This window comes from Halorubrum sp. ARQ200, assembly GCF_005435115.1.
GTDB classification, from domain to species: Archaea; Halobacteriota; Halobacteria; order Halobacteriales; family Haloferacaceae; genus Halorubrum; species Halorubrum tropicale.
In genome coordinates, this window is the sequence record NZ_SGTZ01000003.1 from 151,437 (window position 1) to 166,834 (window position 15,398).

The window sequence follows — 15,398 nt, forward strand, 5'->3', positions numbered from 1 at the left end:
CGTGTGCCTGCTCCGGTTTCTTCGCGACGACCGCCTCGTCCACCAGCTAGACGTCTCCTTTCGCGAGCCGATCGATGAACTCGCGCCGGTCCCGTTTCCGATCGGCGGCAGTTCGCTCGTATTCGGCATCTATCCGTTCGCGGTAGGCGGCGATCGCTCGTTCGTCACCGACCAGCCGAACTCCTTCCTAGAGGGCTGCGCGTGTGATCGGAAGGGGAAGGTCCTGAATGTCGCTTACGGAGAATCGAGGTGAAGGGCGGGGTTTTAGCCTTACAACTTCCATAATTCTAGTGTCGCCGAATTATTTAGTTGATAGGGAGAATCACCGTGCGAAGGCCGCAACTCGGTGGGTTCACCGACGACCGACTGAAGGGGCTCGTCGACGTGGCGGGGCAACCCCTCCTCATGCACGTTTTTGATGGTTTTTTGTCATACCCCACGGCGTCAGCACAGTAGTTCACAGGCCAGCCAGCAGATCGCCCAAGAACCCACGAATTGAGTCGTTTTGAGGGGTTTTTACACAGAATATCCGATTAGGGGGTCAATTAGTGGGTTGTAACGTATATAGAACTTAGATGAGTGGGATATTGCTGAAAATCGCATGACGTAGGACCGTTACCGGGTTCAGATACGACTGATAATAGTAATAATAAGAACCAACTCACGACAGGTGTGAGTACCGTATCGACACCTCCCAGCACGGAGGCGCGTCTCCCCACAACCCCGGTGGACAGATCAGCATACTAGCCACTGAGAGTTCTACTGAGCGTCACGACTGGTCACTGCTACCGTTCCCATGGTTCGCAACTCACCGGACAGACAAAGTGCTGGGTACACCGAGCGTTGAGTAGCACCTATGTCAGCGACCACGGTTGTCGTCCCAGCGTACAACGAGGCAGGCCGGATTGGCACAACGGTTGCAGAACTCCCTGATGAGCACTCAGTGTTGGTGGTTGATGATGGCTCCACAGATGCCACTGTCTCGGAGGCTCGATCCGCAGGCGCAACTGTCGTCGAACAGCCACACAATAAGGGGTACATTGCTGCGTTAAAGCGAGGGTTTCGCGAAGCCAGCACCGACATCATCGTCACCTTCGATGCCGATGGAGAACACCGACCGGCTGACATCAAGAAACTCGTCCAGCCGATCGCCGCCGACAAATTGGATCTCGTGTTGGGCGCGCGCTCGACAATCCCCCGACCGTCAGAACGACTGTTGAACAAGTTGACCCAACTTCGGCTTGACGTCCACGATTCGGGCACTGGCCTCAGGGCGCTTCGCCGATCGCTGGCCGTGGAACTTGCACTCGACACCGCATGTACGTGTGGCACCTTCGTGTTGGAAGCCGCAGCACGCGGCGCACGAATCGGCGAGGTCCCAGTTGAAACGCGCTCCGTCCAGAAGCCGCGCGGGATTGCCTGGAAGCATGGGGCCCAGTTCTTTCACGTGCTTCGGTACCTGTTATCTCACAAAGCGCCTGATCAGGAGTTTGATCTCTAGGAAAATCCCATTACCGAGGATCAGATTCGAGACTTCCGATGGTCACTGTGTCTCTCTCAACCACCTCATCCACTGGGGACTCGCATACGGTTTCTCCTCGCCAGGCGCTGGTTCGATCGCGGCGTGGACGGAGTGATCCCCTCTGTGAACAGACTCCGTCGTTGGTAGTTGGCTCCCACCCGGTTCCCGATCGGTCGGCTACTGTAGCTCTCCGACGAGGGCGGCAACCGCTTCGTCGACACGGTCGCTCTCCACCCGGCCCTGCCAGAAGTCGATATCCTTGATGTCGATCGATTGGACGCCCCACGGAACGATTCGACTCTCGTCGGGTGTCCCACCACGCAGCCAACTCTCCTCGGGAATTTCGATCAGCCCGTCCATCCAGGATTTCGTCGTCAACGTCAGCGCGATATACTGCTCGCCGTGGAACGGACGGGTTTCGTGATTGGCAAGAATGAGCCACGGTCGGGCATCATCTTCGTCTTTGAACGGGTCATCACCGTAGACTACGTCGCCCCGCTCAAAAATCGGGGTTGCGTTCTCGTCGGTCACTGCTCGCTTTCCACACTTGGATGTGGCTTGTCGGGGGCGTGTTCGCGCCACGACTTCTTGTCTTCGTCACCGAGTTGCTCATTGAACAGAGCGGTCGCCCGTTCGTAGCCGCTATACCCGCCTAGTCGATCGTTGTCGTCAGTTACGGCCCAGTACGTTGCCTTGTGGTCGACCAAATCCCGATCCTTCAGCCGCGAGAGCGCAGTGCTGACAGCGCCTTCGTCAATGCCGATCTGGGAGGCGATTTCCTGCGCTTTGAACGCACGATCGTCGTGGGCAGCGAGAAACCCGAGAACCTGATCCGGGACAGAAAGGTCTTCGAGTTCATCCTCGCTCGTGTTCTCGAAGGTGTCTCGGTCGATGGACATCTTAGACTAAGATACGCCACCCACTGTGAAGAGTGTTAAGACTGAAAGCATTGAAGCCTTCGAAGACAATGATACAACACTGTCAGCGAGTAGAATTGACTTCATCCCACGCGTTAAGATGCGGGTATACAGTTGAACCATATATCACCGAAGTGTTTCGCCTGTGTGTGCCGGTCTGCTCAACAGAGATACACCAACGTCTCCAAGTCAACTTTGGCGGTGGATTGGAGTGGATACTGGTGTTCAGTCAGGCCGGTGGAGAAGTAATCAGACACCGGGTTAGCTCAAAACTAATAATCAGAGGTCAGTAGAAGACTCGGTAGCGGTTCACGGACGCTGTTAGGTACAGATAAAAAGAATTCTGACATATTTTGCGAGCAGGTGAGGATAGCCTGTTCACAGCAGAAAGTGGATCTACTCACCATGGCTCCGCCCCGAAGGTGGTTCCGCTGGTCTCTCAACTCCCGTCAGTGGGAGGGTTATTATTACTATTATCAGTCGGACTCGTGGCCCCATCATGGCCGCGACGTCTTGTGATTAGCCCCCTCATTAGCCCCCTGATACCCCTCATTCACGATCTGGCCCACTCATCTGACCCGCTCATTCACAAAATTCGCTCGAGAGCGGCGACGTCTGAGACAACAAACACACCAATCGACTCGTTGAGCGCCGATCGGAGACGACCAAATGTATACAACTAATCAGACATATCGGCGGCAACGCCTCTGGGTTGTGGAGGAGACACTATCCATCATGGAGGGGCTACACCACCCGCCACGTGGAAGGTCCACTACCCGTCGCATGGATGTTCCACCACTCACCACGTGGAAGTCATACCATCCGCCACGTGGTGGTCACACCATCTGCCGCGTGGAGGAGACACTACTCGCCACGTGGAGGTCACACCATCTGCCGCGTGGAGGAGACGCTACCCGTCGCATGGATGTTCCACCACTCACCACGTGGAAGTCACACCACCCGCCACGCAGAGGCCACACCATCGCCACGTGGAAACTACACTACCCGCCACGTAGAAGCCACATCCCCGCTACGTAGAAGTCACACTCCCCGTCGCATGGATGGTCCACCACCCGCCACGTAGAAGGTACACTACCCGTCGCAAAGACGGGCCACTCTCAGCACAGGAAAATCACACTATCCTTGTGCGGGTTCAGATGGGTACCGCCACGTCCGTTTTTGGAGGTCGTCGCTGTGCTTGCTTGGGAGTGTTCCAGGGAACGCAGACTTCAGACTCACAGAAAAATTACCGTCGATTGGCTCCTCGGTTTGGTGACGAAGCCATGAGATAAACGCAGTTTCGACATCAGCGTAGGTGAGCGAGCGATCGGGATCTGCAACGGTGTACGTCGCAAAAAATTCGGTCGCGGCCACCCGATCGCGAGTCGTGAGCCGGGGAGCATCCCACTCGGCGTTAGGCTGGTATTCAGAGACGGTGTCGCCGTCGTGTAAAAGAACCGTAGCGAACGCAAGCCCGTCTACAAGCCACGATGGCACAGCTGGCGGGTAGACAAACTCGAACTCTTCGAAACACGATTCATTCGTTTTGTAGATTCGCTGGGCGCCATCGGACGGCTTTGTGACAGTGAAGAGCCCATCACGATGAGAGACCTGCGGGAACCCGGCCGTGATCGTCTCGAAGGTGTCATCAGGGCTTGCGCGGGCACTGACTGTCCCGCCCTGATGGTATTCCAAGTCGCCTGTGGGCGTGAGTATCCACTCGCTCGTTGCTGGGAGTCGATGGACTGGCGCGTCAAGCGTCTTCGGTAGTCGCATCGATTTGGTGTACAGTCGCGTCTTCCCGTCGTCGGTCCGGATGAACGGGCGTTGGAGACAGTTCCGTGCCCGAGACGCAACGTCAGTTGTGTCTGTGAACACGGTGAGCCGATCAATTGTGGATGACTGATGGATGTCTGTGGCGACCGCAACCAAGTCGCCACGGATGAACGCTGGGTCCGTCAGGATGACACAGTGGTGTGTCTGGTTTGGGTACGCCGCCGTGAACTCCTCGAACGGACTAGCGTAGTCGTCGGTGACGTTCGCGCCCTGTTCGCGGGCCCACTTGAGGGCGGTTTGACCGAACGACGATTCAATCTCGAGTTCCCCAGCAGTCGGACTGGGATCCGATGGCGGCGGCGAGGCTGCCGGTGGCTTTGGCTCTCGCAATGTGTACTGCGGGGTGATTCGTGGTGGTGCGCGACCAAAGTGTTTCCACGGCGAGACATGGTACGTGTGGGCTCGCAGTCCACAGAACGCTGGCAAGAGTTCGACATCGAGGCGAACCCATGGAAGCACCCTATGTTGGGCGTACGTCGGTGTGAGTGGGGCCGCAGGTGGGTCATCAGAGAACAACGCGGTATACTCTGTTGGGGTCAGTGAGAGGTCGCGAGCAGACGCAAGTGTTGGGACCTTCACAACCGCGCCGTGTTCGCGTGTCACCATCGGAACGGGTGGCCCAGACAAGCGGGTTTCTGTGTGCTGTTGCCAGCCGTGATCGAAGATGAACGCACGGTTTGTCGTGAGATTGAATGCCTCAAAGGGGGCAGCTATATCGGGCGCATGCTGGTGATAGTGGGCATCACCGGCAGCCGTGTGGGTAACCACCGTAGGTGAGAAATCTGCGACGCGGAGGCTCACTTCAACGGACTCACCCTTGAATCGACTGACGATGAGTTGGATCGCATGTGGGCGCATACTGGTCGCAATCTTGAGGAGTTGTTCGAATGGGGTTGGCGTCGATATCTGCGCGCGCGTGACTGGGTGATCGCGTGTTGTGAGCAGTCGGTGGACGGGCACAGGGGTGACACCGAGCGGTGCTGGATCAACTTCGACCATCGTGATGCCGACCTCAAGTGGGAGTTGGTCGTTGGCAATACTGGCAAGTTTCTCGGTACGCTTTCTGGAGTGTGTGGTCGATCGCGACCGAAGCAGGTACCGCTCACGGTGGTGTCCAGACACCGCGAGCAACGTGACCGCGGTGAACCCCTCGTCGAAAAGCGCCCGATAGATCACCCGCGCGAGGAGTCGTGAGACGGGCGTGTCATGGTAGTCAGTTGGTGACTTGCTGGTGGTGACGAACTCAACAGCAGTCCACGGCGAAGCGGGATGGCTCCCCGTTGTAATATGTTTCATTCCGCCTCGTCGGTGTCAATCTCGACGTCGGCCACCGACGTCTCTGTGAGCGTTTCAGTAAGGTCGGTGAGTCCTTCTTCAACGCCCGGGCGATGCGGCGTGTCGATCTCCGGAGGGATGACCCAGTCGTATCCTGGGTAGTGCGGATTGCGGTTGTTGGTGCCGCCTTTCTTTGCGTCTTTGATTTCCTCGGGGAGTGCTTGGACGATGATCGATCCCGGTGGCGTGTCGTGGGCTGAGGCGGCGGTGTAGTAGTGTTGCGCCCACGTTTGGAGTGCTCCCGACGAGATGCGCGCGTCATCGCGTTCACAGATGAGTTGATCCGTGAACCTTTCGAGACAGCCACGGTGTCGCTTCATTTTGCCGGCGCTGTCAGGCGTATCCCAGTCCGGGGGATCAGAGTAGACGTCAATGCCACCTTCTCCGGTGCGGTACGCAACCGTTGCGAAATGAAGGTAGTTCCCACAGATTGGAATGTGTGGGAGTGGAATCTTTGTCCATTCTGCGGTGAACGTCTCTTGTTCGTTGTACGTCTCAATGACCGCTCCGTCTGCATCCTCAACGCGGTGAACGCCGTCGACCTCCTGATAGAAATGGGTGTCCCACGAGAACTCACCGACATCGCCGCCGGGTGTGCCGCCTGCGATACGCTCGCCGTTGACGCGAGCGACAATCCGGTCGCGACCAAACAGCTCCCAGGTGGTTGTGGTACTGCCTTTCACCACCGGAATGCGGTCGTCGGGACACCGCACTGGCTTTGTGCGGTTGTACAGCCGAACACCGCCATCATCTCGGTCGGAGAGGTTGTCGTTGTACGGCTGACTGAGATGGGTATATCCTAGTCGTGCGCTTTTGAATGAATCATACACGAAGATAACGTGCCGGCCCATGGCGTAGGCGCGGTCAGCGTTGACGAGTGTGGTCGTCGCTTTTGTTTTGTTGTGGAGTTCGGCCTCAACAGAGACGTATGAGGCGTCGACAGTCAGCGGGATCGTACTAATCTCACCGGTCTCTGTGTGGAGTTCGATATCCGGCAGCGACTTGCTGTTCTGGGTGATTTCGTAAATCTCATCGCCGCCTTCGGTGAAGATGTCAATAATCGACTGGACGTGTCCGTGGTGTTCAATGCTGCCGGTGTTTGCGAGCGTCTCGTCGGGGACGTGCATGAGCTCATCATTGTCGCCATAGTTTGGCGCCGTTGAGCCGTATGTGTTGAGTATCTCTTCTGTGTAGAATTTGGGCGGTTCACGCCCTGGAACGACCCCCCACGGGTTGGTCTTCCAGCGTAATCGAACCAGGCCAGTGAGTTGTGCTACGAACGGTCCCGTAATATCGAATCGAGCATAGCGGTTGAGTTCTTTTTTGAGCAGTGTGTCCCACGTTGCGTTCGCAGACAGCATATGCCAGTAATCGGCTTTGCCAAGCACGATCTCTTTCACTTGGTCCGCTTCACGCCGTGCCTGCGATCTTGATTTGCGCGATGTTACCATTTCGTCAGTGTAACTTGCGCTGCCGAACGATTCACCGTTGATCTTCTCGGTGTACTCGGTTTCCCAGTACCGGTCAGTGAGTCCCCGGAAGTTGGAGGTGAGGTTGTACGCGCCGAACGTCGTCGCCAGATCAAATGGGTGGCCGCGTTCAGCGATCTCAACGAAGCCCTCTCGACCGGTAAAGACGAACTGAGGTGGATACGTCGCAAGTCGAACGGCGGCAGTGTACTGGCCATCTTGTTTCGGTTTAAGAAGTGTTTGATAGACGAATGCTACTGAGTGCTCACGTAGTGTGTTAAACGTCGTCGCGAGCACGTCGACACCGCTCGTGCCAACGGGATTGACCACGTGATCTTTACGGAGATGAAGCCGAGACACGTTGACTGGGGTGGTACCGAGTGGAGACAGATCGAGAGACCCACGTTCAACGGTACATTCCTCAGGAACGTATTTTTGAATCGCTTTGGTGAGTTTGTTGGCGCCCGCCTCATGGGTCCTGTCGACAAAGTCGCCGACCGTGCTCTGGTTGGTACTTCGGGCGTCATTCCGTTTTGGCTCGATGCTCAAGATGAGTTCTAAGCCAACCGGACCAGGGTACTGGAGTACTTCGAACTGATTGATTCCACCGGCGGTTTCCTTCCGGACTTTTTCGATGACTTGGGTGATACACCCGCGGATGTAGTCCGGAAGGGTTTCGAATTCGTCTTCGATGATGGGGAGTCGAATCCGAAAGGCCGAGCGTCGTTGGGGCTTGTCTTTAGGTGGTTCGAACCGAGCGCGTGTGCTGGGCCTGAACTTCTCGTCTGGCAGGGTGTCTGGGGTAGAAGAGTCTTCCTGGTCGTTTTCAGCGCGGTCGTCGTCAGTTTGTGGGGATTCTGGGGTGGCGGCCATTTAGCGGGGACACAGGAGGGCGTCGTTGCTCAGGGCGGCGGTTCGAGATGTGGAGTGTGGGTGTTGTCGTGTGTAGTTCACAGTGAGTCTGTGTTGGGTAGTCAGCGAAGTCGGTGCGATTGGTGTGTTTGTGTCGAATGAAGAATGTGAATTAATTGTTGCTCTCAAAATATCGGGGGTGAGAAACAGGGTGGTGGTTGGGTGATAAGGGTAGAGATGCTGAGGGATGTATCGGTGACAACTCGAAGTTGAGCCCACAGAGAAAGCGGTCTGGTTCAGTCAGAACAAGCATCGCTGATTTTGGTAGGAACATTAACTGTGTTGTAGTCACAACTCAACTGTATGTCAACAGCGGTCAAGATGGATGAAGACGCGAAATCAAAGCTCGAAGAACTCCAGGCAGAGATCCGGCTCAAAACGGGGAAGAAGGTCACTCAGCAGGAAATTCTCTCCACTCTCATTCAATCGGCAGTCGACTCCCGCGCGGAGTTCGTCGATTCGTTCCGAGACGGAACAACAGCCCTGAACGAAACGGAACTCGAGGAGTTCAACCAAGGGACGATCGCCTCCGGTGTGGAAACGACGGAAGACGACATCGACGACATCCTCTACGGATGAGCGTCTTCGTCGACACCGGCGTCTTCTACGCGCATCACGACGCCGACGCTAGCCGACACACGGAGGGTACTGAGGCGTTGAACACCGTCCTTTCGTCCGCAGAATACGGTCACGTGATGACGAGCGACTACGTCTACGACGAAACAGTCACGCTGACGCAGCGGCGGACAGGGGACATCGACGCCGGGCTTGAGGTGGGACGGCGCATTCGCGGTGCGGGATACCCCTCGGCCATCGAACTACTCCACTCATCTCCGACGCTCTTCGATCGTGCCGTGTCCGTCCACCAGACGTACGCCGACCACGAACTCAGTTTCACCGACGCGATGACCGTCGCGATGGTCGAATATCACGAGATAGACGGGGTGTTGAGTTTCGACGACGACTTCGACGGGATCGTTTCCCGACTCGTTCCGGACACACTCACGTTTCAGTGAAACCGGATAGTTGTGGTCGCGGGTGCTTAAGCAGCGGAGGAATTTCCGCATAGTGGACACCCCCTGACCTAGATCAGCCGCATCGAGTCGCCCGAATCGTCACCGATGATGTCTTCTAATCTGTGAACCGCGATCGTGTCCGTGTATCCTTGCGCCCGGACGGCGTTCTCGATACCCTTCTTGGCAGGCTTATCGTCTGTGAGGACGATAACACCCGCCGTTGAACGGTCTCTGACGTGCTGGATCGCCAACCCGGCGAGAATCGCATCCGTTTTTTCGACCTCGTGTTCGGGCTGATCGGTTTCGTTCGCAATAGTTCGTTTGGCGATATCACTCGCGGCGACAGCGTCGCCATCCGTCGGTGAGGGAGCATCAATAATCGTTGCCCACCCCTCGTCGAGCGCCGTTCGGACGCGGTCCGTTTCTGGTCCTCCAAGTTCACCGATCACGCGCCTAGGGAGTTTACGGAGAATCGAGGAGAAAGCCTCGCGCTTTAGCGCGGGGATGAATCCGACACTACACTTCACACTCCACCGTTCGATGGTACGGCTGGATATTCCACGCTGAGCAAATACACACCTTCAAGTAAGTAGATCTACATAGGTTACATATGGCGAAACAGGTCGTTACCCGCACCTATACTGCTTCCATACGGAACCAGCCGCGGGTGCAAGACGACCTTGATTCGCTCGGGTTCGCCGCCTCGAAACTCTGGAACGTCGGACGGTGGACATGTGGCCGGATCTGGGACGAAATCGATCACATCCCGAACCACAACGAACTCACCACGTACCTCAAAACCCACGAACGCTATGCTGACCTGCATTCGCAGTCAAGTCAGCGAGTCCTTCAAGAACTCGCCGAGGCGTTTAACGGCTGGTACGGCAAACGACGTAACGGAGACACACGAGCGAACCCGCCCGGCTACCGTAAACACGGCGACGAACACCCGCGTTCCACAGTCACGTTCAAAGCCGCTGGCTTCAAACTCGACACCCAGTACAACCGCGTTCGACTCTCAAAGGGGTCGAACCTCAAGGAGTATTGGTCGGACTTCATCCTGTGTAAGTACCAGACTCGCCCCGGCATCGATCTCTCGACTGTCGAGAACGTCCAACAGGTTCGGGCAGTTTGGACAGGTGAGAAATGGGAACTGCACTTCGTCTGTAAGGTTGAAGTAGAGGTGGCTGAAGCCCCCGGTGAGAAGGCGGTGGGCGTTGATCTCGGGATCAACAACTTTGCCGCGCTTGCCTATGAAGACGGCCACAGCGAGCTGTATCCGCTGAACTGTCTGAAGCAGGACGACTACTACTTCAGCAAGCGGATTGCCCGGTGTGACGACTCGAACTCTGAGCAGGCCACCCGGCTGAACCAGAAGAAGTCGGCTCGTCGCACTCACTATTTCCATACGCTTTCGAAATACATTGTTGAACGGTGTGTTGAGGAAGGCGTTGGAACGATCGTAGTGGGAGATCTCTCGGGAATCCGCGAAGAGGATGACTCTGACGAGTCGAAAAACTGGGGCAAACACGGCAACCTCGACTTACACTCGTGGGCGTTTGACCGTTTCACAGACCTTCTCGAATACAAGGCGGAGATGGAAGGTATCACCATCGAGGAAGTCTCCGAGGAGGACACGTCGAAGTCGTGTTCTTGCTGTGGTCGCAAGCGTGACGCGAACCGAGTTGAACGTGGATTGTATGTGTGCGATGAGTGTGGGACGGTAGCGAACGCGGATGTGAACGGGGCAGAGAATATCCGACAGAAAGTATCTCCAAGTCCCGCCACGGATGGCGGTGATAGGAGTAACGGCTGGTTGGCACAGCCATCGACGTTCCTGTTTGACAAGGAAACTGGTGCGTTTGCCCCTCAAGAACAGGCAACGTCGTAAACCACAATATCCCAACCCAGCGGTGCCGTGGGAATCCTCGCGCTTCAGCGCGGGGAGGATGTCAACAGAGAATGGTGTGTCGGAACCCATTTGACCGACTCACCTATCGAGATCCGACGAACGGGTCGGGGCATCAGATACATCATCAAGCTCGGGGAGATCCATTTCATCATCCACATCCGGGAACAGATACTCAAAGAACGGATCGTGGTCTCGGCCAACGGCCAGTGCCGGTTTGAGTGCGTAGATGATCATCATTGCTTCCGTTTCGCGAACGTCGATATCAGCGGCGACCATCCGCTGAGTTGTCTTGCCCGCGAAATGGAGTCCAGCACCCCGCAAAGCTGCGATGAGCTTCCCGATACCGTAGCGGTCGATGAAGTATGCGACGTCCTCGTCGACCTCTTGCAGTGCGAGGGCGTGGAGGACGGTCGGCGTGATGACGATCGGGGCGTACTGCTCGACGATGACGATCGGATCGGCAGTCAGTTGCTGGGGGCGCGTCGAGTCATCACGGTCGACGAGGCCGAGGTCGACCAGCCGATCGACGTACTCGTAGGTCGTCGATTTCGAGATATCGAGTGCCTCCATGATCTCCGGCGGGGCAACCGGCCCCCAGTAACAGACGTAGACGTAGACACGGGTCAGTGCTGGGTGGTTGAGCAGTTGAACGACCGTCTCGAGTCGCGGAGCGTTCTGGGCCAGCGTCTCTGGCTTGAGCGCCTCTTCGTCCATCACGTCTCTCGGTGGCGGGTCCAACGCGTCGATCCCACCATCCAGACGAACACGGTTGTGATCAGCGGTCATACTCGTTAGTCCGAAGTCTGTGTACTTCAGACTATCGCCGCAAACAACTGTCACAACGCCCGTGACCACGTCCATGCGGGACCAGAGGCCCCAATTTCCGGCGACGATACGACACACCCGACTGACTGGCGTGACATCCTCTCGACGGTGCGTTCGGAGATCGAAGCCCGCCAACGTGGCTTCTGGATCGGATAGTCCCGTTGATGCGGTTAGGTGACTGGCGTGTGGCGTCTTGCGTATGGACGCGGTCATCCTCGCCGCAGGCCGAGGGAGTCAACTCGGCGAGCTGACAGCAGAGCGACCGAAGCGGTTCGTCGACGTGGCGGGGCGGCCGCTCCTCGTGCACGTCTTTGAGACGGCAGTCGAGGCTGGGGCCGACGAGCTGATCGTAATCGTCGGGTACGAGGCGGGCTGGATCGTCGACCAGTTCGGCGACACCTTCGAGGGCGTTCCTATTATGTACGTCCACCAGCGCGAGCGGTTGGGGCCCGGGCACGCCGTGCTTCAGGCGGAACCACACGTCGACGGGACGTTCCTGCTCGTGAACGGCGACAACGTCTTCGGGGGGAGCGTTGCGCCCGCGGTTACAGCTGTTGAGGAGGCGGACGCCGCGCTCGCGGTCGAGGAGGTGTCGGTGGAGGTCGCGGCGATGACCGGCGTGATCGAGACGGACGAGCGGGGGCGCGTGACTGGGGTCGTTGAGAAGCCGGCTGAGCCGTCGTCGACGCTCGTCACGACCGGGTGTTACGTGTTGCCCGAGGACGTCTTCCATGCGTGTGCGCTCCTTCGGCCGTCAGCCGAGGGTGAGTACCAGTTGAGCGAGGCCGTGGGGTTGTTGGTGCGGGCTGGGTACGAGGTCGAGACCGTGCGGCTCGGGGAGCGCGTGAATGTGAACACATCGGAGGACGTGGAGCGGGTGAGCGAGTTACTGCGCGGGGCGTGGTGAACCTCGGGAGTTCGGAGGATATCCCCGTTCGGGAGCCGAGGCGGAACCACTCAGTTCGTCCGTTCGTCGTGAGCATGTTCTCGCATATCTGAGAGCCGTCCAAAGAAATAATAGATAACACTCCCTACGACTAGATATGACTGAACGAGGCCTCGCGTCATGGAGTGACGGGCAGACCGCCCGTGAGCGGGTCAGAGCGATCGCCACGACCCTCACGCAGCCGCGGTCCGTCGACTGGGTTCGCGACGAGGCGCAGGTGTCCTCGTGGCAGACAGCCAAAGACGAACTAGAGATGCTCGCCGGGTTCGGGCAGGTACAGATCGTCGACGGGGACGACGGGAGTCCCAGGTACGCGCCGAACTACCAGCAGCGGTATTTCACCGAACTCACCGAGTTAATCAACGACCACACCCGCGAGGAACTCCGCGAGGAGATCGTGACCCTCCAAGCACAGATCGACGACTGGAAGACGGCGTTCGACGTCGAGTCACGCGACGAACTCGAAGCGACGCTCACCGACGACGCGCTTTCGAGCGACGAGATCCGGGAGCGAAATCGGATACTCCGTCGCTGGGAACACACCGAGGACAACAAACGGCTGCTCAGGCACGCGCTCGAACTCTACGACGACGCTCGTGAACTTTATACCGGACAGGGAGACTCAGCGAACGCCTCAAATCCGCTCTCACAGTAGTCGCGATGATCTTTCTTGCAGATCGTGTCAACCTCGACAAGCGGACGCTTCTCACGCGGATCCACACCCAGCTACAGACACAGACCGGTACGGACGCACCGGCTGAACACGTCCGGTATTATCCTTCGAAGGCGAACAAACTCGAGGTTCGAGCGACGATTCATCCGGAGCGATTTCTCGACGCGTCGTATCCCGCCAGCACGGTCCAACTCCACGTGTCGTTTGACTTTCCGACCGAGTTCGCGTACGACTTCTATCGGATCCAATGGGTCGACTCCGACCGGGAGCTCATGTTGGGATGGCACCAGGATGACACGCATATGAACCTCGGCGAGTGTCGCTTTCAGCTTGATTACCGTGGTGACACCATCCACCGAACGGAGGCGGTGTTTCTCGACCGGCATCCACGGAACGTGTTCGACCACCGAATTGCCCAGCTCGTGGACGTCGTCGATGCGCTCACGTGGACCGACGGTCGACCTGCGATCCCAGACGTGACCGGTGAGTAGGTCGCTCTCACGCGGTCTCGCTCTGAGAAAGTATATTTCTGCTTCCGAAGGTATATATCTGTTTAGGTCGTCTTCCAGAGTATGTCAGGGGACTCTACGTGGGACCCGGCGTCGTCGGACGGGCGTGAGGAGACGCGACAACAGTGGAAACGCGACCGAACCACGTTTCAGCGGGTGTACGACGTCATAACCGGGGTCACGGAGTATACGGGAGCGAGCGGTATTGCCGATCGTGCAGACTGCTCCACTGACGGGGCGCGAGACGCGCTCACCCAACTGGCCGAGATGGGAGTCGTCGACCACCGTGAGGGCCGTCCGGCGGAGTATCGACGCAACGAGTCGTATTTTCAGTGGAAGCGCGTCGAACGGCTGGCCGACGAACACACCCATGCGGAGCTCCGGGAGCACCTGGATCAGCTCCTCGAAGAGGACGCTGACTTCCAGCGGTCGTTCAGTGTTCCCTCCCCCGATTCCGTCGACATCGCTCGGATCGAGGACGGGGAGCACGCAGCGGTCCACGATCGACTCGAATCGCTGTCTCGGTGGCGAACGGTCCGGCACGATATCGAACTGCTCCAGCGGGCTGTCTCGCGGGCGGCCGACCGGCAACGTGACGGTGGCGACCTCGGCGCGTCCGCGTGACCCGGAAGGACATGTCGGACGATACATCTCCCGATGACGGACCCGCCGGTGGTCGACTCGATCGGACGACGATGCGAACGCTCGGCCGGCGGGCGGCGACACATCCGCTCGTCGAGTCGTGGACGTTCGAACCCGACGCGATCTCGCCGCGCTCGCTCGCGATATCACTCGATTCGAGTGCGTATCCCGACGCGGTCGACGCCGCACGGATCGATATCCACTGGTTCGTGACGAACGACTACTACGTTCACTACGTCGAGACGCGTGGCACGGCTCGCTACCAGTGTCGGTGGGATCGCCATCCGAAGACAGACGCACCCAGAGCACACGTTCATCCACCCCCGGACGCTGGCGACGCGGAACCGTCACCGCTCGGCTCCCACCACCTCGACGTGTTGTTCACGGTTCTCGACCACGTCACCGAACGCGTCGAGACGCTCCACGGCGACGCGGGTCACTCCGCGTGAACTCCCTCGGGGCGTAACTCCGAGACACTCAGCCTGCTCCGCCCGTCGATCGAGGAGGAAGTCGGCCCGAGACTCGTCACGTACGTCCCGAAAGCGATCGTGAACCGACAGCAGATCGGGAGCCCTGGGCGTGATCCGGGCGGACGAGACGGGAGGCGTGACGAGGATCGTCGAGAAGCCGGCAGAACCGTCATCGACGTTCGTGGCGACCGGGTGGTACGTCCTGCCGGCGGATGTCTTTCACGCGTGTGCGCTGCTCCGGCTGTCGGCCGAGGGCGAGTACCAGCTGAGCGAGGCCGTGGGGTTGTTGATGCGGGCGGGCTACAAGGTCGAGACTGTGCGGCTCGGCGAGCGAGTGAACGTGAACACATCGGAGGACGTGGAGCGGGCGAGCGAGTTGGTGCGTGAGGAGAGCGGGACGGGTTCCTGATACTC

General features: G+C 58.2%; 17 protein-coding genes. 11 read left to right on the forward strand and 6 right to left on the reverse strand.

The window, feature by feature from the left end:
- Position 1 precedes the first annotated feature (1 nt).
- The gene (locus EXE50_RS17125) at positions 2-253 is read left to right on the forward strand and encodes a hypothetical protein (RefSeq protein WP_053772523.1); all 252 of its coding nucleotides are present in this window, start codon (positions 2-4) and stop codon (positions 251-253) included.
- A 603-nt stretch (positions 254-856) separates the two neighbouring features.
- Positions 857-1,501 (forward strand): glycosyltransferase family 2 protein, encoded by a 645-nt coding sequence (locus EXE50_RS06200; RefSeq protein ID WP_137704618.1) that lies wholly within the window; start codon positions 857-859, stop codon positions 1,499-1,501.
- A 198-nt stretch (positions 1,502-1,699) separates the two neighbouring features.
- On the opposite strand, the gene EXE50_RS06205 is transcribed toward EXE50_RS06200, so the two are convergent.
- The 4 genes from EXE50_RS06205 to EXE50_RS06220 all read right to left on the reverse strand — a co-directional run bounded on the left by EXE50_RS06205 (position 1,700) and on the right by EXE50_RS06220 (position 7,952).
- Complete coding sequence (locus tag EXE50_RS06205) at positions 1,700-2,053, reverse strand: hypothetical protein (RefSeq protein ID WP_053772524.1); 354 nt, start codon at positions 2,051-2,053, stop codon at positions 1,700-1,702.
- Positions 2,050-2,421, reverse strand: coding sequence for a helix-turn-helix domain-containing protein (locus EXE50_RS06210; protein WP_053772525.1), 372 nt, complete (start codon positions 2,419-2,421; stop codon positions 2,050-2,052). Before EXE50_RS06210 ends, EXE50_RS06205 begins: the two co-directional genes overlap by 4 nt.
- A 1,155-nt stretch (positions 2,422-3,576) precedes the next feature.
- Positions 3,577-5,571 (reverse strand): hypothetical protein, encoded by a 1,995-nt coding sequence (locus EXE50_RS06215; protein ID WP_137704619.1) that lies wholly within the window; start codon positions 5,569-5,571, stop codon positions 3,577-3,579.
- On the reverse strand, positions 5,568-7,952 hold the full coding sequence (locus EXE50_RS06220) for a hypothetical protein (protein ID WP_137704620.1): 2,385 nt from the start codon (positions 7,950-7,952) through the stop codon (positions 5,568-5,570). The genes EXE50_RS06215 and EXE50_RS06220 overlap by 4 nt, the downstream gene beginning before the upstream one ends.
- Before the next feature lie 342 nt (positions 7,953-8,294).
- Between EXE50_RS06220 and EXE50_RS06225 the strand changes: the two genes are divergently transcribed.
- Positions 8,295-8,570, forward strand: a complete 276-nt coding sequence (locus EXE50_RS06225) for a hypothetical protein (protein ID WP_053772527.1) — start codon at positions 8,295-8,297, stop codon at positions 8,568-8,570.
- Entirely contained in the window at positions 8,567-9,007 is a 441-nt protein-coding gene (locus tag EXE50_RS06230) for a type II toxin-antitoxin system VapC family toxin (RefSeq protein WP_053772528.1), read from the forward strand. The genes EXE50_RS06225 and EXE50_RS06230 overlap by 4 nt, the downstream gene beginning before the upstream one ends.
- 68 nt (positions 9,008-9,075) lie before the next feature.
- On the opposite strand, the gene EXE50_RS06235 is transcribed toward EXE50_RS06230, so the two are convergent.
- On the reverse strand, positions 9,076-9,534 hold the full coding sequence (locus EXE50_RS06235; protein WP_240471170.1) for a hypothetical protein: 459 nt from the start codon (positions 9,532-9,534) through the stop codon (positions 9,076-9,078).
- Positions 9,535-9,617: 83 nt separating this feature from the next.
- On the opposite strand from EXE50_RS06235, the gene EXE50_RS06240 reads away from it, so the two are divergent.
- Positions 9,618-10,898, forward strand: coding sequence for an RNA-guided endonuclease TnpB family protein (locus tag EXE50_RS06240; RefSeq protein WP_137704621.1), 1,281 nt, complete (start codon positions 9,618-9,620; stop codon positions 10,896-10,898).
- A gap of 99 nt (positions 10,899-10,997) precedes the next feature.
- On the opposite strand, the gene EXE50_RS06245 is transcribed toward EXE50_RS06240, so the two are convergent.
- Positions 10,998-11,705, reverse strand: a complete 708-nt coding sequence (locus EXE50_RS06245) for a helix-turn-helix domain-containing protein (RefSeq protein ID WP_137704622.1) — start codon at positions 11,703-11,705, stop codon at positions 10,998-11,000.
- Between the two features lie 238 nt (positions 11,706-11,943).
- Here EXE50_RS06245 and EXE50_RS06250 point away from each other — a divergent pair, with 238 nt between their 5' ends.
- The 6 genes from EXE50_RS06250 (at position 11,944) to EXE50_RS06275 (ending at position 15,393) form a co-directional block, all read left to right on the forward strand.
- Positions 11,944-12,651 carry a sugar phosphate nucleotidyltransferase gene (locus EXE50_RS06250; RefSeq protein ID WP_137704623.1) on the forward strand — a complete coding sequence of 236 codons (708 nt, stop codon included), beginning with the start codon at positions 11,944-11,946 and terminating at the stop codon, positions 12,649-12,651.
- 136 nt (positions 12,652-12,787) lie between these two features.
- A complete protein-coding gene (locus EXE50_RS06255) occupies positions 12,788-13,345 on the forward strand; it encodes a hypothetical protein (protein ID WP_137704624.1) in 558 nt (185 codons plus the stop codon).
- Positions 13,346-13,350: 5 nt separating this feature from the next.
- Entirely contained in the window at positions 13,351-13,854 is a 504-nt protein-coding gene (locus tag EXE50_RS06260) for a hypothetical protein (protein WP_137704625.1), read from the forward strand.
- A gap of 81 nt (positions 13,855-13,935) precedes the next feature.
- Complete coding sequence (locus EXE50_RS06265) at positions 13,936-14,496, forward strand: hypothetical protein (RefSeq protein ID WP_053772534.1); 561 nt, start codon at positions 13,936-13,938, stop codon at positions 14,494-14,496.
- A 71-nt stretch (positions 14,497-14,567) separates the two neighbouring features.
- Positions 14,568-14,963, forward strand: a complete 396-nt coding sequence (locus EXE50_RS06270; protein WP_240471171.1) for a hypothetical protein — start codon at positions 14,568-14,570, stop codon at positions 14,961-14,963.
- A gap of 130 nt (positions 14,964-15,093) precedes the next feature.
- Positions 15,094-15,393, forward strand: coding sequence for a sugar phosphate nucleotidyltransferase (locus tag EXE50_RS06275; RefSeq protein WP_137704626.1), 300 nt, complete (start codon positions 15,094-15,096; stop codon positions 15,391-15,393).
- The last annotated feature ends 5 nt before the right edge of the window (positions 15,394-15,398 follow it).